Origin of the sequence: Fructobacillus tropaeoli, from assembly GCF_001047135.2 — a bacterium.
Taxonomy (GTDB): Bacteria; Bacillota; Bacilli; order Lactobacillales; family Lactobacillaceae; genus Fructobacillus; species Fructobacillus tropaeoli.
The window spans coordinates 98,872-120,995 of record NZ_DF968080.1; the positions used below are offsets into that span (position 1 = coordinate 98,872).

General features: G+C 44.6%; 22 protein-coding genes and 1 tRNA gene. 2 read left to right on the forward strand and 21 right to left on the reverse strand.

Annotation, left to right across the window (positions count from 1 at the left end; all coding sequences use genetic code 11):
• Window positions 1–25: 25 nt before the first annotated feature.
• The 5 genes from AOQ32_RS03360 to gnd form a co-directional block, all read right to left on the reverse strand.
• Window positions 26–1,453: an APC family permease gene (locus tag AOQ32_RS03360; RefSeq protein WP_059393590.1), complete on the reverse strand. Its 1,428-nt coding sequence runs from the start codon at window positions 1,451–1,453 to the stop codon at window positions 26–28.
• A 191-nt stretch (window positions 1,454–1,644) separates the two neighbouring features.
• Window positions 1,645–3,255, reverse strand: a complete 1,611-nt coding sequence (locus tag AOQ32_RS03365; RefSeq protein ID WP_059393591.1) for an APC family permease — start codon at window positions 3,253–3,255, stop codon at window positions 1,645–1,647.
• Between the two features lie 147 nt (window positions 3,256–3,402).
• Window positions 3,403–4,785, reverse strand: a complete 1,383-nt coding sequence (locus AOQ32_RS03370; protein WP_059393592.1) for a gluconate:H+ symporter — start codon at window positions 4,783–4,785, stop codon at window positions 3,403–3,405.
• Window positions 4,786–4,833: 48 nt separating this feature from the next.
• A complete protein-coding gene (gene gntK, locus AOQ32_RS03375; RefSeq protein ID WP_059393593.1) occupies window positions 4,834–6,372 on the reverse strand; it encodes a gluconokinase in 1,539 nt (512 codons plus the stop codon).
• 153 nt (window positions 6,373–6,525) lie between these two features.
• Window positions 6,526–7,434 (reverse strand): phosphogluconate dehydrogenase (NAD(+)-dependent, decarboxylating), encoded by a 909-nt coding sequence (gene gnd, locus AOQ32_RS03380; protein WP_059393594.1) that lies wholly within the window; start codon window positions 7,432–7,434, stop codon window positions 6,526–6,528.
• Window positions 7,435–7,585: 151 nt separating this feature from the next.
• Between gnd and AOQ32_RS03385 the strand changes: the two genes are divergently transcribed.
• Window positions 7,586–8,437 (forward strand): MurR/RpiR family transcriptional regulator, encoded by an 852-nt coding sequence (locus tag AOQ32_RS03385; protein WP_059393595.1) that lies wholly within the window; start codon window positions 7,586–7,588, stop codon window positions 8,435–8,437.
• 80 nt (window positions 8,438–8,517) lie between these two features.
• Here AOQ32_RS03385 and udk read toward each other — a convergent pair whose 3' ends face one another.
• The 9 genes from udk to AOQ32_RS03430 form a co-directional block, all read right to left on the reverse strand.
• Window positions 8,518–9,153 (reverse strand): uridine kinase, encoded by a 636-nt coding sequence (udk, locus tag AOQ32_RS03390; RefSeq protein ID WP_059393693.1) that lies wholly within the window; start codon window positions 9,151–9,153, stop codon window positions 8,518–8,520.
• 181 nt (window positions 9,154–9,334) lie between these two features.
• The gene (locus AOQ32_RS03395) at window positions 9,335–10,678 is read right to left on the reverse strand and encodes an MFS transporter (protein WP_059393596.1); all 1,344 of its coding nucleotides are present in this window, start codon (window positions 10,676–10,678) and stop codon (window positions 9,335–9,337) included.
• 126 nt (window positions 10,679–10,804) lie between these two features.
• Entirely contained in the window at window positions 10,805–11,818 is a 1,014-nt protein-coding gene (locus AOQ32_RS03400; RefSeq protein WP_059393597.1) for a substrate-binding domain-containing protein, read from the reverse strand.
• Window positions 11,819–11,917: 99 nt separating this feature from the next.
• Entirely contained in the window at window positions 11,918–12,133 is a 216-nt protein-coding gene (locus AOQ32_RS03405) for a hypothetical protein (RefSeq protein ID WP_047975314.1), read from the reverse strand.
• A 70-nt stretch (window positions 12,134–12,203) separates the two neighbouring features.
• Window positions 12,204–12,728 carry a SprT family protein gene (locus AOQ32_RS03410; RefSeq protein ID WP_242976715.1) on the reverse strand — a complete coding sequence of 175 codons (525 nt, stop codon included), beginning with the start codon at window positions 12,726–12,728 and terminating at the stop codon, window positions 12,204–12,206.
• Window positions 12,729–12,750: 22 nt separating this feature from the next.
• Window positions 12,751–12,999 carry an acyl carrier protein gene (gene acpP, locus AOQ32_RS03415; RefSeq protein ID WP_047975315.1) on the reverse strand — a complete coding sequence of 83 codons (249 nt, stop codon included), beginning with the start codon at window positions 12,997–12,999 and terminating at the stop codon, window positions 12,751–12,753.
• Between the two features lie 63 nt (window positions 13,000–13,062).
• Complete coding sequence (gene plsX, locus AOQ32_RS03420; RefSeq protein WP_059393694.1) at window positions 13,063–14,091, reverse strand: phosphate acyltransferase PlsX; 1,029 nt, start codon at window positions 14,089–14,091, stop codon at window positions 13,063–13,065.
• 39 nt (window positions 14,092–14,130) lie between these two features.
• Window positions 14,131–16,164 (reverse strand): ATP-dependent DNA helicase RecG, encoded by a 2,034-nt coding sequence (gene recG / locus AOQ32_RS03425; RefSeq protein ID WP_059393598.1) that lies wholly within the window; start codon window positions 16,162–16,164, stop codon window positions 14,131–14,133.
• 244 nt (window positions 16,165–16,408) lie between these two features.
• Window positions 16,409–16,723 carry a SemiSWEET family transporter gene (locus tag AOQ32_RS03430; RefSeq protein WP_059393695.1) on the reverse strand — a complete coding sequence of 105 codons (315 nt, stop codon included), beginning with the start codon at window positions 16,721–16,723 and terminating at the stop codon, window positions 16,409–16,411.
• 563 nt (window positions 16,724–17,286) lie between these two features.
• On the opposite strand from AOQ32_RS03430, the gene AOQ32_RS03435 reads away from it, so the two are divergent.
• Window positions 17,287–17,496, forward strand: a complete 210-nt coding sequence (locus tag AOQ32_RS03435) for a hypothetical protein (RefSeq protein WP_059393599.1) — start codon at window positions 17,287–17,289, stop codon at window positions 17,494–17,496.
• Between the two features lie 436 nt (window positions 17,497–17,932).
• Here AOQ32_RS03435 and AOQ32_RS03440 read toward each other — a convergent pair whose 3' ends face one another.
• The 7 genes from AOQ32_RS03440 to dnaI form a co-directional block, all read right to left on the reverse strand.
• Window positions 17,933–18,325 carry a type II toxin-antitoxin system HicB family antitoxin gene (locus AOQ32_RS03440; protein ID WP_059393600.1) on the reverse strand — a complete coding sequence of 131 codons (393 nt, stop codon included), beginning with the start codon at window positions 18,323–18,325 and terminating at the stop codon, window positions 17,933–17,935.
• A 37-nt stretch (window positions 18,326–18,362) separates the two neighbouring features.
• Window positions 18,363–18,554, reverse strand: coding sequence for a type II toxin-antitoxin system HicA family toxin (locus tag AOQ32_RS03445; protein WP_059393601.1), 192 nt, complete (start codon window positions 18,552–18,554; stop codon window positions 18,363–18,365).
• A gap of 202 nt (window positions 18,555–18,756) precedes the next feature.
• A tRNA-Cys gene (locus tag AOQ32_RS03450) sits at window positions 18,757–18,827 on the reverse strand.
• A gap of 85 nt (window positions 18,828–18,912) precedes the next feature.
• Window positions 18,913–19,215 carry a hypothetical protein gene (locus AOQ32_RS03455; protein ID WP_047975318.1) on the reverse strand — a complete coding sequence of 101 codons (303 nt, stop codon included), beginning with the start codon at window positions 19,213–19,215 and terminating at the stop codon, window positions 18,913–18,915.
• A complete protein-coding gene (locus tag AOQ32_RS03460) occupies window positions 19,199–19,978 on the reverse strand; it encodes a YibE/F family protein (RefSeq protein WP_059393602.1) in 780 nt (259 codons plus the stop codon). The genes AOQ32_RS03455 and AOQ32_RS03460 overlap by 17 nt, the downstream gene beginning before the upstream one ends.
• The gene (locus AOQ32_RS03465) at window positions 19,975–21,063 is read right to left on the reverse strand and encodes a YibE/F family protein (protein WP_059393696.1); all 1,089 of its coding nucleotides are present in this window, start codon (window positions 21,061–21,063) and stop codon (window positions 19,975–19,977) included. Before AOQ32_RS03465 ends, AOQ32_RS03460 begins: the two co-directional genes overlap by 4 nt.
• A 99-nt stretch (window positions 21,064–21,162) precedes the next feature.
• On the reverse strand, window positions 21,163–22,119 hold the full coding sequence (dnaI, locus tag AOQ32_RS03470) for a primosomal protein DnaI (RefSeq protein ID WP_059393603.1): 957 nt from the start codon (window positions 22,117–22,119) through the stop codon (window positions 21,163–21,165).
• Between the last annotated feature and the right edge of the window lie 5 nt (window positions 22,120–22,124).

Below are 22,124 nucleotides of genomic sequence, written 5' to 3' on the forward strand. Positions count from 1 at the left end.
AAATATTGAGTTAAGTCATTCTGATTTACTTGTGCAAACGTGAATGGCGTGAACCATAGAACATATAAACCAGCAAGCCTAAGACGAACCAGAAGCCAGCATAAATACGGGCCTGGATGTCCAATGACCAGAAGATATAGAAAGCACCCAAGGCGCCCAAAGCAGGCAAAACTGGGTAAAGTGGCATCTTGAAGCCAGGTACTGGCAAATCCTTTCCTTCACGTGGACGCAAGGCGTAAACCCCAACCGAAACCATGATAAAGGCAATCAACGTTCCGGCTGAAATCAAACCGGCCAATTCGTTGAATGAGAAGACAGAACCAACCAAAACGGCAATGACGGTCAAGACCAGCAAAGCGTTGTTTGGCAAACCTTTACCGTTAACGTCTCCCAAGAACTTTGGCAACAAACCATCGCGGCCGAAGGCATAAAGCAAACGAGAACCAGCCAACATCATTCCGATAATGGCCGTAAACATACCAGCCAAGGCAACAACAGACAAAACATTTGACACAAGTGGGTGTCCAGCCTTTTCCAAGGCCCAAGCAGCTGGCGCAGCGTTGTTAGCATACTGGGTATAGTGGAACATTCCAACCATGACCAAGGCAACCGTCACGAACAAGACCGTGGCGATAATCAAAGAACCAATGATACCACGAGGCATCGTCTTCTGTGGGTTCTTGGCTTCAGCAGAGTTGGCAGCAATTGAGTCAAAGCCAATATAAGCCAAGAAAATTTGTGAAGCACCCGCTGAAATTCCTTGCCAACCACCAAAAGTCGTCCCTGGCTTATGAGCTGGAATAAAGTTGGCATAGTTTGAAGGATGGATAGCAGTGGCACCCACAACGATAAAGAGCAAGATAACCAAGACCTTCAAGACAACCAAGGTATTTTCAACCTTGGCAGTCGTGTTCGTTCCCTTCCAAAGCAAAGTGGCCACAATCAAAACGGCCAAAAGTGAGAAGAGGTCAATCACTCCACCGTTTCCGGCAGCAAAGGAACCGTTTAAGGCCTTTGGCAATGACAAGCCAAAATTAGCTAGGAATTGGTGGAAGTTGGCTGACCAACCAGAAGCAACGAAAGCAACGGCGATAAAGTATTCAGCCAACAAGGCCCAACCGGCAATCCAACCGAAAACTTCACCAAAGACAACGTTGGCCCAAGAATAAACGGAACCGGCAAATGGCAAAACAGAAGCAAACTCCGCATAAGCAAAGGCTGTCAAACCAGAAACGACTGCGGCAACCACGAAGGACAAAGTAACGGCTGCCCCCGCGTGGTTCGCTGCCACGATTCCTGGCAAGGTAAAGATGGCCGTTGAAACAATTGTTCCAACTCCCAAGGCCAACATTTCCTTCACACCCAGTGTCTTTTTCAGATGGGCATCACTTTGTTCGAACGCTGATGGATCAGCTCTCCTAAACCAAGAGCCCATCCCGCTTTTATCTACCATAAGCATTTCCTACTTTCTTAATTTATAAACTATCAAAAATATTAGCATTTTCTAATTTAAATGTCAAATACTTTATTAATACTAGCTTTGTTAATTTTATAGTTTCTCATTTATCGCCTTGTAATCTGAAGGATTCCTTGCTGAATTAAAAAAAGAACCGGATTAACCGATTCTTTTTGTTTAAATCAATATTAAAGTTCAGGTTCTTCAACTTCAACCGTATCATTAATCTTCTTGGCGCGACGGAAATGCTTGGTAACCAAGCGTGAGCCCGTTCCCCAGAAGTAGAAGGCCAAAGCAACGACAATAATCATCACGAAGTCCAATGGATACTTCACAAGGCCGATTCCATTAAATTCGTGTGAACCAATATATGATTCAATTGACAAGGCAACCAAGTACCAAAGTAACCAGGAAGATCCCTTGATTTGCTGCTTAGCACGGTCCATTGACCAGCCCTGCTTCCACTCGTAGAAGAAGTAGAATGGCAATCCCAAGACAATAATCAAGATAACTTCAATCGTAGTTGGCCACATTGCCCAATAAGTGGCTAATGAAGCCAATACAAAGGCCAAAGGAGCCATGTACTTCATGCTCTTCGACTTAAATGGTCGATTGAAATCAGGTGCCATCTTTCGCAGTGACATAACCGTAACTGGTCCCGTCAAATACGCAATCAAGGTAGCAGTTGAAATAACGGCCGCCAAGGTTCCCCATGACCGGAAAACCGTGACCATAATCATTGATAGGATGGCATCCGTGACCATGGCCATTCGTGGAATACCGTACTTTTCGTTAATCTTACCCAAGTATTGTGGGATGTGCTTATCGGAAGCCATCGCTGCCAAGACACGACCAGTTGAGGCCGCAAAGGAAACACCTGTTCCAAATGGTGAAACAAAGGCATCCGTATACAGCAAGATTGACAACCAGTTCAAGCCAAGTAAGATGGCCAAATCAGCAAATGGTGACTGGAAATCGATTCCGTGCCAACCAAATTTAGCAATTTCAGATGGTTCAATCGCCGTAATAAAGGTTGATTGAATCAAGATGTACAAAACTGCTGCGATTCCTAAGGAAATCACGATTCCCCGAGAAATATCCTTTGTAGGGTCCTTAACTTCTGAACCGAAGTTAATGATTGTTTGAAAGGCATTAAAAGAGAAGATAATACCAGAAACAGTCGTTGCAGCAAAGATTGGTGCTGTTCCATAAGGCATGAACTGATGAACAGTTGAGCCATAGTTTCCTGGGTGGAAGCTTGAAATGGTCAACATCAAAATCGTTAACAACGGTACCCCAATTTTTAAGAATGAGATTGCCGATGTAAAGCGAGTCAGCAAAGTCACCGACCAGTAGTTCAGCAGCGTGAAAATGGCAATGAAGCCAAAGACAACGAGCAGACCTGGTGTCGTGATTTGACCATTACTTAAGAAATGATGCGTCCAGTTTGCCCATTTCCAAGGCCAAGTTGACATATATTGAACGGCCGCCACCGCTTCGATTGGAATCAAAGTAATCAGTGACACCCAGTTCGCCCATGAAGCAATAAAACCTAAGAGTGAACCGTGGGTATACTGGGCAAACTTTGACATTCCACCCGACTGCGGAAACATCGTTCCCAATTCAATATAGGTGTAGGCAATCACGCCAATCACGACCGCTCCAATCACCCATGAGATAATGGCGGCCGGCCCAGCAACACGAGTTGCCTCCCAAGAACCAAACAGCCAACCAGAACCAATCAATGATCCTAGTCCCAAAAGAACAAGTTGTAGTAAACCAATTTTATGAGATTTCATAATATCCTTCCATCACATTTATCGAAGTGACCACTTACATGTGAATCACCAATGGTCACTATTGTACCAGAACGATTACAAATTGCAACTCTATTATACAAAAAAACTGTTGGTTGTTAATACCAACAGTTCTTTTTTTGCACTGATTTAAACAAAAAGTGCCGTAATAATTAAGATAACAATCAAACCAGTTACAGAAATAACTGTTTCCAAAACCGTCCAGATTTGGAAAGTTTGCTTAACCGTCAAGTCGAAGTATTCCTTAAAGATCCAGAATCCAGCATCGTTAACGTGAGAAGCAATCAATGAACCTGCACCAATGGCCAAGGCAACCAAGACGAGCAACAAGTCACCGTGTGGGTTAGCAGCTAAGATACCGTTCACGACACCAACAGCCGTGATACCAGCAACCGTGGCTGAACCAACGGCAATTCGAAGCAATGAGGCCACTGCCCAAGCAAACAAAACAATCGTGATAGGAGACATTGAACCTGATGATTGGAACAAGTGGGCGATTTGGTTTGACATACCTGATGTCACCAAAACACCACGCAAGGCACCACCACCACCAACAATCAACAAGATGCCGGCAACTGAGTTCAAGCCTTCAGTCAATGAAGCTTCAACATCCTTCATTGAGCGCTTTTGACCAGGTCCCATTGCAAAGATAGCAAAGATCAAAGAAATGGTCATCGCAACGGCTGGGTTGGCCAAGAAATCGATTACTCGGTAAACCATGTCGGGATTAGCTGGAGCCTTTCCGCCTGAAACCACCAACTTATAAATAGTGGCGATGATCATAAAGATCAATGGAAAGACAGAAGTCAAGACTGACAAACCAAAGCTTGGTGACTTATCTAAGTCATATTCCTTCACTTCACCAACCGCTTCGATATGTTCCTTGAATTGGAAGGCATCAGGAGCAAACTTCTGTGCCAACTTTGTATAAACAGGACCGGCAACAACGGCCGTGATGATTGAAACAATCAAACCAACAATCAACATCAAACCAACGTTTGCGCCCAATTGTGAGGCAACAGCAGTTGGAGCTGGTTGTGGTGGCAAGAAACCTTGTGCAGATGACAAGGCAGCCGTCATTGAGATTCCCAAGTAAAGCAATGGGACACCCGCTTCAATGGCAACGGCAAAGACGATTGGAATCAACAAAACCATGCCGACTCCGAAAATCATTGAAATTCCAATGATAAAGGAAGCTAACAAAACGGCCCATTGCAAACGCTTCAAACCGAACCAAGCAATCAAGGTCTTAGCGATTCGATAAGAACCACCAGCATCAGCAACCAAACGACCAATCATTCCACCAAAGATGAAGATAACAGCGTTTGATCCCAAGATGTTTCCCATTCCCTGGGCGCCCAAAACGGCATCCGGGATCTTTGATGGGTTCATGCCCAACAAGAGGGCCAAAACGAAGGCCGTAATGACCAACGATACGAAGGTGTTCAACTTAAACTTGGTGATTAAAACCAGCAAGAGTAAGATGGACACGAATAACATAACAAATTCCATTTATCCATACGAAAGCCGCTTGGCTTTCTCTCCTATTATCTCTGCGCCTTACTTCATGTGCTTACGCTGGAAGTCGGCAATGTTATCATATTCAGTTTGCAATTGGCGTGACAAGCGAATAAAGATTGGTGCCAATTCCCGATAAGCTTCGAAGTTTTCTGGATCTGGTTGGTAAGTGTTTGACTCACCAACATACTTTGAGATTTCATACAAATCATCAATTTGACCCAAGGCCTTTTGAGCAACAACAACAGCGGCCAATGCACCTGATTCAAAGGCTTGTGGCACTGTCACTGGTTGTTCAAAGATATCCGCAAACATTTGTCGCCACAAAGGTGAGCGAGCAAAACCACCAGTTGCTTGGATGGACTTCAATGAACCAACAACTTCTTCCAAGGCCAATGAGACCATGTAGACGTTAAAGGTAATTCCTTCCAGAACGGCACGAATCATGTTTGCACGAGTGTGTGAATGGTTCAAACCAAAGAATGAGCCACGAGCGTTTGCATCCCAAATTGGTGCTCGTTCTCCGCCCAAGTATGGGTGGAAGAGCAAACCATCTGATCCAGCAGGAATCTTTGATGCCACTTCAGTCATCAAGTCATAAGCGTCTTGCCCAAGCAATGCGGCTGTTGACTTCTCGGCATCAAAGAGGTTATCGCGGGCCCAACGGAAGACATCGCCACCGTTGTTAACGGGTCCACCAACAACCCAGTGATCCTTGTCCAAGGCATAAGTAAATGTCCGGCCCTTTGGATCGATAACAGGCTTATCAGAAACGACACGGATGGCACCAGAAGTTCCAATCGTAATCGCTGCGACACCAGGTTGAACGGCATCAACACCAAGGTTTGACAATGGACCATCACCGGCTCCATAAACAAATGGTGTATCAGCAGGCAAGCCAAGAACCGTTGCGTAGTCGCTCTTCATCTTGGTTTCGTATTCATATGGTGAGACAGGTTCGGGCAATTGATCCTTTGACAAACCAGTTACTGACAAAGCTTGCTCATCCCAATCCAAGTTAAAGATGTTGAACAAACCAGTTCCTGAGGCAATTGAAATATCCATTTTGTTTGCACCGAACAAACGGAAGAACAAATATTCCTTAATGCCCAAGTAATGAGCAGCATTGTTGTAGATATCTGGCTGATCATTCTTCAACCAAAGCAACTTTGACAAAGGTGCCATTGGGTGAATTGGTGTTCCAGTCTTTTGGTAGATTTCCATCCCCTGACCAGATGCCTTTAATTCATCAGCATACTTAACGGCACGAGTGTCCGCCCAAGTAATAACACGCGTCAGTGGCTTCCAATCCTTATCAAAAGCAATCAATGAGTGCATTGCTGATGAGAATGAAACGGCTGCAATCTTATTCCCTTCGCTCAACTTTGCCTTACGAACAACAGCAGCGAGGGCATTGGTGAAGGCGACAAAGATTTCTTCTAAGTCTTCTTCCGCCATATCCGTTTGGTCCCGGTATAAGGGATAACCAACGTTCGATTGGGCCACCACTTGGTTTTGATCATCGAACAAAACGGCCTTGGTTGAGGTCGTTCCTAAGTCGATACCAATCATATAATCCATGATTATTTCTCCATCACAATTCCAGAAAAAAGGCCACTCGGCCTTCTTTCTGATAAATCAGCTTAATCTAGAATAGCAAGGTGCTTGATAGAATAAGCTTTTCAAAGAAAAAGCCCCCAAGTAACGGGAGCAAGTTTCAAAACAAATCTTAAATTACTTAGCAGCGTCCATTGCGTGTCCACCAAAGCCGTTACGCAATGCTGAAACAACCTTTCCAGTGAACGTGTCTTCTTGCAATGAACGGTAACGCATTGCAAGTGACAAGTAGATAACTGGTGCTGGAACTTCCAAGTCAAGTGATTCTTCAACTGTCCACTTTCCTTCACCAGATGAATGCATCCGTCCAGAAATCTTTGACAACTTTGGATCCTTAGCAAATTGTTCTTCGGCCAATTCCATCAACCATGAACGAACAACTGAACCGTGGTTCCACAACTTTGCGACTGCTTCGTAGTCGTAATCGAATTGTGAAGCTTCCAATACTTCGAAACCTTCGGCGATGGCTTGCATCATACCGTATTCGATTCCGTTGTGAACCATCTTCAAGTAGTGACCTGATCCCAAACGACCAGTGTACAAGTAACCATCTTCCAAAGCGATTGAAGCAAACAATGGTTCGATTGTCTTCCATGCTTCGGCGTCATCGCCACCAATCATGAAGTTTCCACCGTTACGAGCACCTGACATTCCACCAGAAGTACCAGCATCGAAGAACTTCAAACCAGCTGCAGTGGTGCGCTTGTTTTGTTCCAAGTTATCCTTGTAGTTTGAGTTTCCACCATCAATGATGATGTCGCCCTTATCCATCTTTTCAATCAAAGTATCGATTGTTGAGTTTGTTGGAACACCGGCTGGTACCATTACCCAAACAACCTTTGGTGATGGCAACTTAGCCAACATGTCATCGATTGAGCTTGCGCCTTCAACCTTGTCTGAATAAGCATCTGCTTCTGCAACAAAATCCTTGTTCAAGTCGAATGCAACAACTTCGTGACCATTGTCAACGGCGTTCTTAACCAAGTTAAGACCCATCTTACCAAGGCCGATCATGGCAAACTTCATGTGTATTACCTCTTTTTTGAATTCTTCTATTAAACTACAAGTCCTATTATATGAAAATTATTTACACGATGCAAGTGATAATTGAAAATAAATTTCAATTTAGGTATAGTATTTATATTCTTAGGTTCTTCAATAATAAAGAGAGACAATTATGCCAAATTCAATTTTTGCTAAACTCGGACAAAATCCGGCCGGTTATAATCAGACCGAAAGTAAACTGATTACTTATATTAAGGCCAAACCAGCCGAAGCTGCAACCGGCACTATCCGTGAAATGGCTGAAGAGACTGGCGTATCGACCGCTTCCATCTCACGTTTTGTTAAAAAAATCGGTTTTGCCTCCTACCGCGACTTTTCGGTGGCTTTAGCTTCTTATAATCAACGAAAGCCGCCCGTTGACTTGTTTGGGGAAATTGAGGATGCCGATGACACCGCCGCCATTACAAAGAAAGTTTTTGCCGGTGCCCAAAATGCTCTTTCAATGACCATCGATAACTTGAATGCCGAAAAATTAGACCAAGCGGTAAAATGGCTGACTTCGGCGAAGCGAGTTGGGTTCTTTGGCATTGGTGGTTCTTCGATTGCCGCCTTTGACGCCTACCACAAATTCTTACGCACCCCAATTGATGTGATTTCTCACCCTGATTACGACATTCAATTAATGCAGGCCGTCAAGTTAACGCCGCAGGATACTGCGGTCGTGATCTCCCACTCCGGTCGCAACGAAGATACCCTCTTTGTTGCCCAAAAGCTAAAGGACAATCAAGTGCCCTTTATCGCCATTACTTCCTTCGCCGATTCTCCTTTGGCCAAGATGGCTGACTTAGTCTTCTTGTCCTTAGCAGAAGAAATTAACTTCCGGTCAGAATCAATGTCCTCTTTGGTCGCCCAGTTAACCATCATCGACACGCTTTTCACCCTTGCAGGCTCAAAGCTGCCAACCCAAACGCAACATGTCGTCGATACCATGCGTGACGTGATTGAGAGCACCCGACTTCATTAACCACCGTTTCGTATCTTTGCTTAAAAATCAGTATTAGTCAACAAAAAACGCACTGTTAATCAACAGTGCGTTTTTACGTGCTATTCTTGTTCTTCTTTTTCAACCATGGCAATTGCCTGGTTCATCAACATATCGATGGCCACAAAGTTTTCTCCACCTTCTGGTACGATAATGTCTGCATAACGCTTTGTGGGTTCAACGAATTGATTGTGCATTGGCTTAACGGTTGCCAAGTATTGCTCAATCACGCCTTCAACCGTCCGGCCACGCTCATGCGTGTCACGTTGGAGACGACGGATAAAGCGAATATCATCATCCGTATCAACAAACACCTTCAAATCAAGCAAGTGGCGAACACGCGCATCGTTGAAAAGCAAAACCCCATCAACAATGATCACATCGGCCGGCTCAATATGAACCGTTTCGCTTGATCGCGTATGTTGTGCATAATCATAAACCGGAATATCAATTGCCTGGTAGTCAATCAACTTTTCCAAATCAGCGACGAATCGATCCGTTTCAATCGAATCCGGATGATCATAGTTCGTCTTAACCCGCTCAGTCATTGGCTTGTCCGACTGGTCCTTGTAATAAACGTCTTGCTGCAACAAGACTGGCTGGTTTGCACTTAAACGAGTGATTAACGCCTTGGAAACGGTGGTCTTACCAGAACCAGACCCACCTGTAATACCAATTAGTAACGGTTTCTTTGCCAAAATTGCCTCCAAGGGGCCAAAAAGCCCACTCAATCATTTTTCTTATCCAACCTATTTTACGTGATAACGGCCCTAAAAGCTAGTATCATTTTGTTTCAAAAAGGAAAATCGCGACATAAAAAGCCCGAAATTTGTCTGTCAAATTTCGAACTTCAAAGCAAAGCAATTTCTTTTCTGATTTTTAATCTTGCTTTTGGACGCGAATTCGACTGGCCAATAAGTATCCAGATAACGGAATCAAGATAAACCAAGCAGCCGTGTGGTTCAAAGCAGCCCCATAGGAGGTCGACTTGATAAACACACCAATCAAGATACTGGCAACCAAAATCGATGTCGCCCCAATCACCTGGCGCATGGTCGTAATGATGGCTGTACCGTGGGAAACTAAGTGCTTAGGCAAAGCATTGTTGGCAGCCGTAACTGCTGGCATCATGATGAAGGCATTCCCACCTTCCAGAAGCATGGCACCAATGATGGCCAGTAACAGGTACTTTGTTCCAAAGACAGCTAAGTCTAAGTAACCCAAAACCATCATGGTTGAGCCAAGCAAGACTAAGGGACGCAGACCAATTTTTTCCAGCAGCCGACCGGCACGTGGGTTCATGGAAGACAAGAAGACGGCTGCCGGAATCATCAACAGACCTGAAAGAATTGGCACCAGATGATAAACCTTTTGGAAGTACAATGGCATCAAAACTGTCGCGGTAATTAAGCCAGAATAAGACATTCCCGTTAACAGCATGGCAGGCAAGTAACCCTGATACTTGAAAACTCGTAAGTCCAAGAATGGCGTTTCTTCCTTCAGCTGGCGAACGACAAAGGTCAACAAGAAAATAACGGAAAGCAGCAAAATCAGCCCCAGTGGCCAATTCCAACCAGTAGCGGGTAAGACTGAAATCGTATAAAGAATACCGGCAAAGCCAATCAGAAGAAAAGCAGACAAAAAGTCAAAGTTACGTGGCTCTAATTTGTGCGTATTTTCAATCTTGGATTGCATTGTCGTAATCAAAACTAGCAAGACGATAAAGAATAGGCCGAACAAAATCCGCCATGATCCCCATTGCAGAACAATCCCGGAAACGATTGGGCCAACAGCCAGTGCCGAACCCATGACCAGACCGACGGTCCCCATTGCCACACCACGGTCATCCTTTGGTGTATTTTCTAAAATTACCGCCTGGTAAGTTGGAAAAAGTGCTCCAACGGCAACTCCCTCAAGTAAACGACCAATCACAACACCAAGAAAATTTGGCGTAACCATCGCATACAACGTTCCAACAAGAAAGACATCGACAATCAAATTCAATAACTTTTTCAATGGAATGTTGTCTAGTAACCAGGGTGACAAAGGCATCACTAAGGTCATAGCAACCATAAAGCCAGAGGTTACCCACTGCACATTAGCAGCGTTAATCCCAAACTGCTTCATTAAAATTGGATAGGCTGTCGTCATCGTGGACTGAGAGATTGACATCGTAAAGGACGTAAATAACAAGACCAACGAAAATGGCGATAAGCGCTTCATATTTTTCAAGGAAATCTCCCCCTTTGTTGATTATCCCTTTATTCTATAGAAAAAATTCAAAAATGGCAAGTTATTTATAATGATTCTAAATTAAAAGGAAACCCTAGAATGGATTTCCTGGTTTAATTATTCAGTTCTTGTCGATCCGCGACTAATCAAAGTGTATGGCAACTTAATTTGTGTTTCCGTCAATTTTTCACCATTCATCAGCTTCGTCAACATCCGCATGGCAACGGCCCCAATATCGTACTTAGGCTGGTTAATTGATGAAAGCTCTGGTCGGGAAACAATCGAAAAATTCGTGTTGTTTGATGTCACAATTTCCAAGTCTTCCGGTACCTTGTACCCATGGTCCTGATAATAGTTCAAGATGGAAACGGCAATTTCATCATCGTAAGCAACAACGGCCGTCACATCCTGGGCCATTAAATCAGCAGCCTGTAGTTGGCCAGCCTCATAGGTCCGTGCTTTTGCAAAGACTAGCTGGTCATCGTAATCGATGCCCGCTTCTTGCAAAGCACGTTGGTAACCAACTAAACGAAAATCCTGATCAATTGCTCGGTCTCTTGAACCAAGAACCAAAGCGATTCGTTGGTGACCGCGGGCGAGCAACTTAGTAGTGACCGTTTCAAAAGCAGTCACATAATCGATATTGACGGATGGCAAAGCTTCATTCTCGGCCACCGATCCGGCCAAAACAATCGGAACGCCGGCAGATTGAATCATGGCCATCACTGGCTCCGAGAGCTTAGTCCCCATATAAATGATACCATCCACCTGCTTCGTCAGCAGGTTTTTGATAGCTGTCACTGCCCGATCCTGTTCATCATCGGTATTGGTTAGCAAAGCATCGTATTGATACATTTGAGCGATGTCATCAACGCCGCGAGTCAATTCAGAATAGAAAATATTCGTCACATCAGGCATGACCACGCCAATGGTGGTAGTCTTCTTGGAGGCTAAGCCCCGGGCTACCGCATTGGGCTGGTAGCCTAGCTCGTCAATTGCCTTCAATACTTTGTCTCTGGTTGACTGGCGCACATTATCATTGCCATTAACAACTCGGGAAACAGTGGCCAGTGAAACTCCGACCTTTTCGGCGACATCATAAATTGTTGCATTTTTCTTTTGCTCTGCCATCGCCATAACTCCTTATATAAAGCCTCTTCTAAAGTTCAATCATAGCAAAAAAAGGCCGTTTGTGCAAACGCTTACACGGCCTTTTCATTTGCATTTAAATTACAAGACATTTTCATCTTGGTGCGTGTCAAGCAATTCTTGTTGACGATAACGCCAATAGGCAATGCCCATGAAACCGAAGCTACCGACAAGCATTAAGAAGAAAGCGGCAACAAGGGTTAACCAGGTTGGCCAGCCATGGTTGGCTGCCCATAAAAATACAATTGGGTAGGCTAGTAAAATTAGAAAACTCCAGCCAACTTTAAATAAAGTCATGATTCCTTTCCTTTAATTCATAAAAAATAATGGTTTGCTTGGCCAAGAAATTTTTCAAGAACTACCGCATTTACTCAACCAAGGTCAATTGTGTTCGACACTGACCACAGCGATATTTTTTCGTGTCCACTCGTCGTTTTCGATAAAAATCGTGGCCGTTTTGGCAACGATAATGCCATTTCACGCTCTGCTGCTTTCTTGGCTCTAGAGCCGGTGCATAGCGCAATCCACCGACTTGCTGCAAGAGTTTCTTAAAATCGGCATCTTTATGCTGATAGCCTCGGTGCGCCAGATGGAGGTGATAATGGGTTAGTTCGTGCTTGACAATACCGATAAAATCAGCCCGATGGGCCATCTTCGGATTGAAATCAATATGATGGTCAGCTAGGTGGTAGCGACCACCCGTTGTTTGCAAGCGGTTATTATAGATTGCTTGATGCGTAAAAGGGCGCCCAAAGAAATCTAAAGAAACTTTTTCAACAAAGGCCTGTAAATCGGCTTGCCTGAGTTCAGCCGATTCAAAGCCACGTCCAACTTCGCCACGAGTGGGTGATGCTGATTTTTTATGCGTGGATGTCGTCCGTGGCGTTTTCACCCCTGGGCTAACTCGCCGACGATTATGCCTGGTGAACATAGACGTAATCAACGACCTTTTGCAGCGTCGTTAAGGAATCCAACTCTTCGTCTGGAATTTCCATATTATACTCATCTTCAACTTCTAAAACCAATTCAACCACATCAATTGAATCAGCCGATGTATCCTTAGCAAAGTTCAGATCGGGGCTAACCTTCTCAGCCTTTAATGAAAACCGTTGTGCGGCTTCCTTTGCTAACCGGTCATAAATCTGTTCTTTTGTAAACGCCATTTGTTACTCCTTCAGCGATTAACGGCTCGTGAGCAATATCATTCACGACCGTCAGGCTGATTTTTATTTTTCAATTTTCTTTGCCTTCAAAGCGTCGGCATTTTCTTTAATAAAGGCCGTTGTCTTTTCGACCAAGTTTTCCTGAACCATCGTTTGAATCTGGCCCATCGTGTTGGCAACAGCATTGGCCTTGGCAGAACCGTGCGTCTTAACGACAGGTGCCTTCACACCCAAGACCACAGCACCACCCTGTTCGTTAAAGTCCATCTTATGCTTCAAAGAGCGTAATGCTGGCTTCATCAAGAGGGCACCTAACATGCCACGGAATCCAGCTGATTTGATCGAATCCTTCAACTGATCCATCATCGTCAAAGCCGTTCCTTCCATAGCCTTCAATGCGGCATTACCAGAGAAACCATCGGCAACGACAACGTCGGCAGTGCCTTCCAAGATTTCACGGGCCTCAACATTGCCTAGGAAATTAAAGGCGGTTGCCTGCTTCATCAACTGGTGGGCTGCCTTGTGGGTTTCATCCCCCTTGTCTTCTTCGCCCCCATTATTTAATAGACGAACACGGGGGTTTTGAATGCCCATAACAGATTGAGCATAGAAGCTACCCAAAATCCCATATTGGTAAAGGTGCGCTGGCTTATTTTCGGCATTTGCTCCCAAGTCCATGAAAACAAATGAATCGTTAGGGCCACCAAATGATGGAATCGCAGAAGCCAAGGCTGGACGGTCGACACCCTTAATCCGGCCAACAATAAAGATGGCAGAAGAAAGGATGGCACCAGTATTGCCGGCAGAGAACAAAGCATCCGCTGTCCCTTCCTTCACGGCTGTTGCAGCGCGCACCAAAGAAGAGTCTGGCTTATTTTTCATTGCCTTGACAGGTTCTTCACCCATCTCGATTTCTTCTGTCGTTGGAATCAATGTAATTCGGTCATTATTTTGAATCAATGGGCGGACCTTAGCTTCGGTTCCAAACAATTGGAATTCCAAGCCTGCGTAACGGTCACGGGCCATTTCAACTCCCTTGACAATTTCATCTGGGGCAAAGTCCCCACCCATCGCATCAATGGCAATCTTAATCACAATTTTTCTCCTAAAATTATCGCTTTTTTACATTCATTAATCAAAATGGCGGAATTGCGCCATGGTTTTGGATAAGTAAGTTACTAGGGGCTGATTTTCCACCTGGTTGTCCCAATCTGACTCACGCACGAGACTCAAGGCCTCCTGCTGGGCAATGGTCAGCATCGTCAAATCCTTAACCGGATCACCCACCTGAAATTCAGGCATTCCCGACTGCTTCGTTCCTAAGATATCACCTGCGCCCCGTAATTCCAAGTCGCGTTGGGCTAATTCAAAGCCATCGGTCGTATCAACCAAGGCCTTGAGTCGTTCCTTACCATAGTCGGTCTTAGGGTCGGCCACCAAAACCGTATAAGACTGGCGGTCGCCTCGGCCAACCCGGCCCCGCAATTGATGGAGCTGAGCCAGGCCAAAACGGTCGGCATCTAATATTAACATAATGGAAGCATTCGGCACATCGACCCCAACTTCAACGACGGTCGTCGCAACCAAAACTTGGACCTGGTTGTCCTTGAAGCCTTGCATCAAGGTATCCTTATCGTCCTTTTTCAAGCGCCCGTGTAGGAGGCCAACCGTATAGTCTGGCAAGGCTGCCTGCAAGGTCTGGTAGACTTCGGTAACATTCCGGACGTCCAGCGTCTCGGATTCTTCAATCAAGGGAGTCACGACATACGCCTGCGCTCCTTTGGCCAATTCTGCCTTCATTAAAGCAAGCGCTTGGTCAAACTGTCTTTGAGAAAGCTGGCTCGTAATGATCTGCTTCCGTCCTGCTGGTAATTCGTCAATCACGGAAACTTCCATTTCGCCATAGGCTGTGATGGACAAGGTTCTTGGAATTGGCGTTGCCGTCATGGCCAGGATATCAGGGTTCATCCCCCCCTCGCGCAGCTTTGACCGCTGCTTCACACCAAAGCGGTGCTGCTCATCAATGACCGCTAGGCCAAGATGATGGAAGTAAACGTCGTCTTGCACCAAGGCATGGGTGCCGACAACAATGTCAATGTCACCATTGGTTAAATCAGTTAAGATTTGGCGGCGCTGCGCAGCCTTCAATCCGGAAGTCAACAGTTCCACCCGTAGATCAATCCCGGCCTGATCAAAGAGCTTTGCCAGGCTCTTAGCGTGTTGTTGCGCCAGGATTTCGGTTGGTGCCATTAAGGCCGCCTGACAGCCGGCGGTCACCGTTGCATACATAGCGATGGCTGCCACCACCGTCTTTCCGGAACCAACATCTCCTTGTAGTAAGCGGTTCATATGCCGTGCATCGTGTTGGTCGGCCAAGATTTCGCCAACCACTCGTTTTTGGGCAGCGGTTAAGTCATAAGGAAGGCGGTCAATCAATGTGGCAACCGCCTTTTTGTCATAATTAAGTGGCTGACCACCAAAGGACTGGTCCGCCTGTTTGATCAATTGTAGGCGCATTTGAAAGATAAAGAACTCTTCGAAGGCCGCCGACCGCCGACCGGCCTTGGCTTCCGCTGAGTCCTTTGGAAAATGAGCCCACTCGATTTGCTGATTTTTATCAAGGAGGTGGTACTTATCACGCAAGTGTTGTGGCACCAGGTTGGGCATCTGTCCACGCAGTTGCCCCCAGGCTTGCTCGACCAAATCAGCAATCGTCTTGGCCTTAACGCCCTTGGAAGCCGGATAAATTGGATCAAGGGCATCGGTCGTGGCTGGAACTAATTTGATAGCGGATAGGGCCGCCTTGGCTGCATTATAGGTACCATAAACGGCGACCTCCTGGCCGACCTCGATGTTTTTAGCAACCCAGGGCTGGTTAAAGAAGGTTACCCGGATATTTTCACGATCAATCAACAATCCTAAAACCGTCTGCGACCGCTTGCCAAAGCGCCGAACCACGGCGGGTGTGGAAACAATCCCTTTAAACGTTACCTTTTCCCCATCAAGCGTTTCCGATGGCCGCCTTGCGCCCAAGTCCTCGTAGCGGAAGGGATAATAAGTCAACAAGTCTTCAATTGTAAAAATACCCAAGTCGCGTAGCGCAGCTTGTCTCTTTTCCCCGACACCGGACAGTGCTGAAACCGGGTCTTCTAAAGCCAATGACATGAGTGTATCCCCTCTTTTTGATAAGCAATATTTTACCATTTTCAAGAACGAAATGAAATATCGACCACGCCAGCAAGCCTGTCAGCACCACCTTTGCAACAATTTTGTCACGTTCGCCACCAAAATCAGAAGTCAACCAGCCCAACATTCTTTTGACATGGATTTTTCATCCATGCCCGTCATCGAAGCACTGATTTCTCATTTTTTAACCATAAAAAAAGACGCCAATGGCGACTTTTGTTTTTTAATGAATAAATACTGTGATGAAAGTAATCGCTCCAAAGAAAATTCCAGGAACGTTGGAAATGATAATTGGCCAATCCTTATAAGTCTTCAACCAACCATAACCAGTCCATAGTGTAGCGTTGACCATTGCAACAGCCGGTTGGAGCCAGTTAACTGGATTTCCGCTAAAGTTAGAAACAATCTGTGGAAAGTATGAAACGTACATCAAGATGTTCATCACGGTTGCGACCTTAGAAAAGATCTTCAGCATCTTAATCCGCTTCTCATCTACCTGTTTTTTTTCTTCTGGTGAAACATAATTATCAACACGCATGCCCATGATTTTGTATCTCCTATTCCATCATTCGCTCGAATGATTGTGTCAATTATAACACAATCAGAAAAAATGCAAGGACAATCGAAGCGAAGTGTTGGATAATCAAAAATAAATATTTTTGATTAAAAAGCGCCACCATTCGTCAATCCTATCGGAATCAGTTTTATGGCTAAATGGCCGAAAAATTAAAATCGAATCATTGGGATTCAGTCAATATTCCAGAACTATAAACAAACTAAGACTTGCTTCATCAATTTTTAAATGAAATTTTATTACTTTTTGTTAGTTTTTATCTCATTTTTGATAGAATAAAGTATATCGCTCATCGAAGATGACATTCTATACAATTAATAGCCTTTTGTACAACCGTATAAAAGGCTAATTGCAGATTTTGTATCTTACAAATGTAGCGAAGAATTTGTCAATACATCAACACATGCTTTGGTATTTTAGTTGAAGTAAAAACAAATGTGTAGTTTGAATAATTGAATGTGGAAGCATTACGTGCAGAGCCGGAACCACGCTAAAAGCTGATTAACTTAGGTATTAGGAGAAGGCCCATGTTATTAGAGTCAAATCATTCAAATAGCGGTAAGGTTATCAGAATTTTAAATGAGTATGAAGTGATTGTGAACGTTGGTAAAAAAGACGGCATCTACTGCGGACAAAAGCTAGGCGTCTATAAGCTGTTAGGCGAGGTCACCGATCCCTATAATGATGACAAATTCTTAGGCCGCTGTGAATCACTAATTGAAACACTGACACCATAAAAATCGACGAAAACTACTCAATTCTATATAAGCGTCATTTCGCCGTGCCATCAACTGCACATGTTAACTACCCATTAACTAGCAAAGAAGCACTGATTTTAAATGTTGATGACGACAATATTCTCCCGTTTGAAGACGTTAGTCGTCAGACCATTAAACTGGGCGATACTGTGAGAAATTTGCCGTTGTATTGATGGCTGTGGTCTGACCACCTATTAAACAAAATTTGACTGCAATCCAATTAACGGAAAAAATATATTTTGTGCCTATGAGAGGCAGCAATTTGAAGGCTTAACAGCCTTCTTTTTTGTTTGCTAACACAACTTAACGCCTGAAAAATCAGAAAAACTTAAAAAAGTTCATCTACCAAATTTTAATGTACACTCAGAAAACAACTTTCAACGGATACTTTGACTCACTAGCAATTATCTCCTACTCAATTCAGTTTCAACTTTTTCTTTAACCTATCAGACAGCTCTTGCGAAAAGTTAAGGCCATTCTCCCGAGCAGCCCTATCTAAGTAAGACGGAATGGTCAGCGTTTTCTTGACCAATTTATTGTCTTCTCGCTCCCTTACAAGGGAGGTATCAACCACAACAGCAAGCAAGGAATCACCTTTTTTTGTTTGAATATCAGCAGCGTTCGTTCTTTCAGGCAATTCAATCTGGTTGTCTTCAGCAGCAAGCAGATACCCTTCTAATGCATCCTTGGCCATTTCGGACGCTTCAATTTCACCATCGCCAAAAGTATTCACATTTGGAAAATCGTAGAACTTAACACCAATGCTGTCACCGTCTTGATATAGAGTTGCATAATAAATATATTTCATATCGCTCACCTTTTCAATTTTAACGTGCAAAATCAACCTAATAGCCCAATGCTTTCAGTATTCGCTGGGCTGTGCCTTTAGCAATTGCCTGTTTACCGTGGTTAGGTATCGTAACCAATTCTCCTGTTTCGTCCTTCAAGAACTGATAATGACTACCTTTAATACGGACAACTTTAAATCCCTTATTATTAGCCATTTTGGACAACTTTTTGAAGTTGTACTCTACCATGCTTCCTCGTTTCTTCAAATAACATTATAACACGTATAAATATACGTGTTACTGCCAACTATCTATTTTAAAATCAGAAAAGTAATTACTTGTGTGCGCCAATCGACCACAAGTAATCATACGAAATCAAGATAAAATAACGCAGTTCAAAATAAATAAAAAAAGTCCCCGACAGGATAACCCGTCAGGGACTTTACTTTCAAGGTGGCAACCGGAGTCGAACCGGCGATCAGGGTGTTGCAGACCCATGCCTTACCACTTGGCTATGCCACCAAAAAGCGTTTGAACAACGCTTATAATTATAAAGAAAATTGGTCTAAATTACAATACCTTTATGAAAGTTATTGCACAAGCTGATTTAACCTAACTTATTGTCTAAAAGGATCTGCTTCATCTCCGCCTGGATATCATCCGGCTTGACCCACTCGTCAAAGTGGTCAGCTTCCAATGGCAAAAAATCATAGTGATGGTTAATGAAGTCCTCTACCTTTTCCACGTGAGAAGACCGCGGAATATTCATCTTCAAAATCCGCACTTCTTTAATCATCCCATGCTCAGCAGCATACTCTGCTCGAGAGTTTTCGGAAATATTGCCCAGCTCGTAGTAAATTGTGCCATCATTGCGGGTGATTTCTTCAATCAAATTAAACGTCTGATTCATCTAACAAGTTCCGTCCTTCCTTTTGGTAACGGCGCTCGACCATGTAAGTCGACAGCCAAATCGATAGCAAAATACCAATCATGCCCAACAGCATCGTGGCCACTTCCATCACCAAGAGCTTGGCATTGATAAATTCCGCCAACGTGTAGTGCAGGCGCAGGTACCAAATCAGAAGCGGAATATTAGCCCCTAACATCCCGAAGAAGAGCGTGTTAACCGCTGTCCCTAGAATTTGGCTCCCAATTGTTTCCGCATGTTCACTTAAAGACTCCTTGGTAATATCAGGCGAACGGTCAATTACCTCGAATAAATCAGCAGTAATCGCCATCGAAGCTTCGGCAATCGCTCCCAAAGCCGAAATCACCATCACAATCACGACCAAGTGACTAAAATTGATGCCGATATTGAGCGACAAGCCCTCTAATTCATCCGAATTTTCAAGAGTGTAGCCTTGAACCTGGGCAAAGTGTTGGGTCAAAAAAGACAAGCAGCCAACAACGGTGGTGACCACCAAGGAGCTTTGCCAAGCAATTGCCATCACTTTCGCCCGACCGGCCGAAAGGTAGATAGCGACCGAGAGGATCATCAAGGAAATAATGGCCGTCACGATATAAGGATTAAAGCCCCAATTAACTAGGATAATCAACGTAAAAATCAGGAAAAAGTTCAAAACTAGTCCCAAGAACGTTTTCAGCCCCTGCTGACCACCAACAATCATTAACGAAAGAAGAAGGATAATAATCAGCACACAAATCGAATTCATTTTGCCGCCTCCTCTTCTTGATGACGTAACTTCCAGGCCGTCAGGCCGGCTGTGACGGGCACTGCCCAAACAATTCCAAGAGCAGAAACAACTGTCTGCAAGATACCAAGATTCATGACCTGGTCCAAAATATACGACCAGTTATTGCCATTACGCAGCATCAAAATCACCATTGGAATCGTTTCGGCAATGAAAATCATAAACAAAACGTTGGTCAAAGTGCCCAAGATTTCACGGCCAACTGACAATCCCGCCTGCCAATAATCCTTAAAAGGTCGATGAGGTGATTCCCGGTGAAGACCAAAGAGGCCAGCAACAATATCAGCCGACTCATCCATCACCGCCCCCAAAACCCCAATAATAGTTTGCGCATAGAAAATTGGGGCTGGAACCTGGGTCACAAAGGACATGGTTTCAAAGTGGACACCAATACCACCCGTGACCAGTAAGACAAACCACATGACGAAAACCGCCAAGGCAGTTGTGATGACTGTTGCCGCCAGCGTAATGTGGGCTTGCTGACTCCGTCCCAAAACAAGGTAAAGAGAAAGTGCCGCCAAAGCCACTGCCACCAAAGAGAACCAGAAAACAACGGGCAAACTCTTAACATGAACGTCAACAAGGAGTGCTACCACAAAGACGGCAGCGTTTAACAGAACCGATAGCAATAAGAAACTGGTCTTTTTAAAGCGAACATAAATGATTGTCGCCGTTACCAATAAGGCCACCAACGCCAAGAGCGTCGAATCGCGCTTGATGGTATCAATCTGATAAGAGCCAGAATATTCCTTCAGGAGAATTTGGTCACCAACATCGTAATTAGTCGTCATCGTCTGTGAGGCCATCACCTGATTTTGAATCTTAACCGTTTGGCCAGACCGGTTGAGTAGTTTGACCGTCAGGTTCTGAGTATACTGACCGTCCTGGTTGCCAAATTCGTCCGTCGTGGATTCTTGGCTGGTCTGCTTGACGGCCGTTACCTGGCCAACAGGGGCGGGGTACAAAAAGCTATCAAAGCGAGCCAAGAAAAAGGCCAGGATGGTCACAACGGCAATAATGGCCAAGCGGCCAAGCTGTTTTTTCATGATCAACATCCCCTCTTGCCCTCCTGAAAAAGGGCAAAGTGAAAACTTACAAAAGAAAAGGGCTGTCACAGTAACTGTCCAGCCCCCAACAGAAATTTTTTAACGACGCAAGCGCAGATTTTCGCCGGCCACCGCTACTGGTTGAGCCAAGAAAAGGATTCGCTGCATTAACCGGGCAGCCTTGCCCGGCTCTTTTGCCTCTCTCGTTTGACTCAAATACTCCTCTAATGAGGTTAAATCAAAATTAGAAGTAAAGCAAGTGGTCAACTGATTTTGCATTCGGTATTCCAAGATAACCGACAAAATAGAATCTCTCGCCCAAGCAGTCAAGTTATCCGTCCCCATATCGTCTAAAATCAGGACTTCGGCCTGCTTGGCCTGCAAAATAATATCGTCTGTTTTTTGATCAGCGCCATTTTTGTTAAAGCCGGCCTTCAAGTCCTCAATCATCGATGTCCAGTGGACCATCATGACCGAAATCCCGTTAGCAGACAAGGCATTGGCCAAAGCCCCCATTAGGTAGGTCTTGCCGACACCAAAGTCACCATACAGGTAAAGGCCCTGAACAAAGTCGTCCTGGTGGCCTTCATCCTTGGAAACCAAGGCATCAAAAAGTCGCACGGCAGCAGAAACAGCAGCCTGGCGGCCAGGATGTTGGCCGACTTCTGCAACTAATTGTTTCAAATCAGCCTGGCGCACGTCCTTTGGCACCGAAAACATCTTCAGCATCTTTTTTTGCATCAAAGATTCCTGGGTTTTCTGGCTGGCCTGGTAGGTCACATGTGGGTAACCCTTTTCAATCGTCAGAACGGGATGGTAGCCGGGGAAAAGCCCACTATCCGGATTTTTGCTCTGATGCTTTTGGTTAACAAATTCAAACAAATCCATCATCGATACCGCAAAGGCATCAGGCCTCAGCTCTTTTTGATGTGCCTGCCAGAAATCTTGAACGTCTTGATCGTTCTTGATTACTTCCAGGGTTTGCGCCAAACGGGCATTGGAAACTTGGGGGTATTTTTTTTGAAAATCTTTTAAGGCTGACCCTAAATCTTTCATTACAA

Excerpts from the sequence above, each read along its gene's own strand:
- recG (WP_059393598.1), bottom strand. The coding sequence starts at position 16,164 with ATGTCATTGGCTTTAGAAGACCCGGTTTCAGCACTGTCCGGTGTCGGG.
- AOQ32_RS03460 (WP_059393602.1), bottom strand. The coding sequence starts at position 19,978 with ATGAATTCGATTTGTGTGCTGATTATTATCCTTCTTCTTTCGTTAATG.
- AOQ32_RS03430 (WP_059393695.1), bottom strand. The coding sequence starts at position 16,723 with ATGCGTGTTGATAATTATGTTTCACCAGAAGAAAAAAAACAGGTAGAT.
- gntK (WP_059393593.1), bottom strand. The coding sequence starts at position 6,372 with ATGGATTATATGATTGGTATCGACTTAGGAACGACCTCAACCAAGGCC.
- AOQ32_RS03395 (WP_059393596.1), bottom strand. The coding sequence starts at position 10,678 with ATGAAGCGCTTATCGCCATTTTCGTTGGTCTTGTTATTTACGTCCTTT.
- AOQ32_RS03435 (WP_059393599.1), top strand. The coding sequence starts at position 17,287 with ATGTTATTAGAGTCAAATCATTCAAATAGCGGTAAGGTTATCAGAATT.
- acpP (WP_047975315.1), bottom strand. The coding sequence starts at position 12,999 with ATGGCGTTTACAAAAGAACAGATTTATGACCGGTTAGCAAAGGAAGCC.
- AOQ32_RS03385 (WP_059393595.1), top strand. The coding sequence starts at position 7,586 with ATGCCAAATTCAATTTTTGCTAAACTCGGACAAAATCCGGCCGGTTAT.
- dnaI (WP_059393603.1), bottom strand. The coding sequence starts at position 22,119 with ATGAAAGATTTAGGGTCAGCCTTAAAAGATTTTCAAAAAAAATACCCC.
- AOQ32_RS03440 (WP_059393600.1), bottom strand. The coding sequence starts at position 18,325 with ATGAAATATATTTATTATGCAACTCTATATCAAGACGGTGACAGCATT.
- AOQ32_RS03400 (WP_059393597.1), bottom strand. The coding sequence starts at position 11,818 with ATGGCAGAGCAAAAGAAAAATGCAACAATTTATGATGTCGCCGAAAAG.
- AOQ32_RS03360 (WP_059393590.1), bottom strand. The coding sequence starts at position 1,453 with ATGGTAGATAAAAGCGGGATGGGCTCTTGGTTTAGGAGAGCTGATCCA.
- AOQ32_RS03465 (WP_059393696.1), bottom strand. The coding sequence starts at position 21,063 with ATGAAAAAACAGCTTGGCCGCTTGGCCATTATTGCCGTTGTGACCATC.
- AOQ32_RS03370 (WP_059393592.1), bottom strand. The coding sequence starts at position 4,785 with ATGGAATTTGTTATGTTATTCGTGTCCATCTTACTCTTGCTGGTTTTA.
- AOQ32_RS03455 (WP_047975318.1), bottom strand. The coding sequence starts at position 19,215 with ATGAATCAGACGTTTAATTTGATTGAAGAAATCACCCGCAATGATGGC.
- AOQ32_RS03365 (WP_059393591.1), bottom strand. The coding sequence starts at position 3,255 with ATGAAATCTCATAAAATTGGTTTACTACAACTTGTTCTTTTGGGACTA.
- AOQ32_RS03445 (WP_059393601.1), bottom strand. The coding sequence starts at position 18,554 with ATGGTAGAGTACAACTTCAAAAAGTTGTCCAAAATGGCTAATAATAAG.
- gnd (WP_059393594.1), bottom strand. The coding sequence starts at position 7,434 with ATGAAGTTTGCCATGATCGGCCTTGGTAAGATGGGTCTTAACTTGGTT.
- AOQ32_RS03405 (WP_047975314.1), bottom strand. The coding sequence starts at position 12,133 with ATGACTTTATTTAAAGTTGGCTGGAGTTTTCTAATTTTACTAGCCTAC.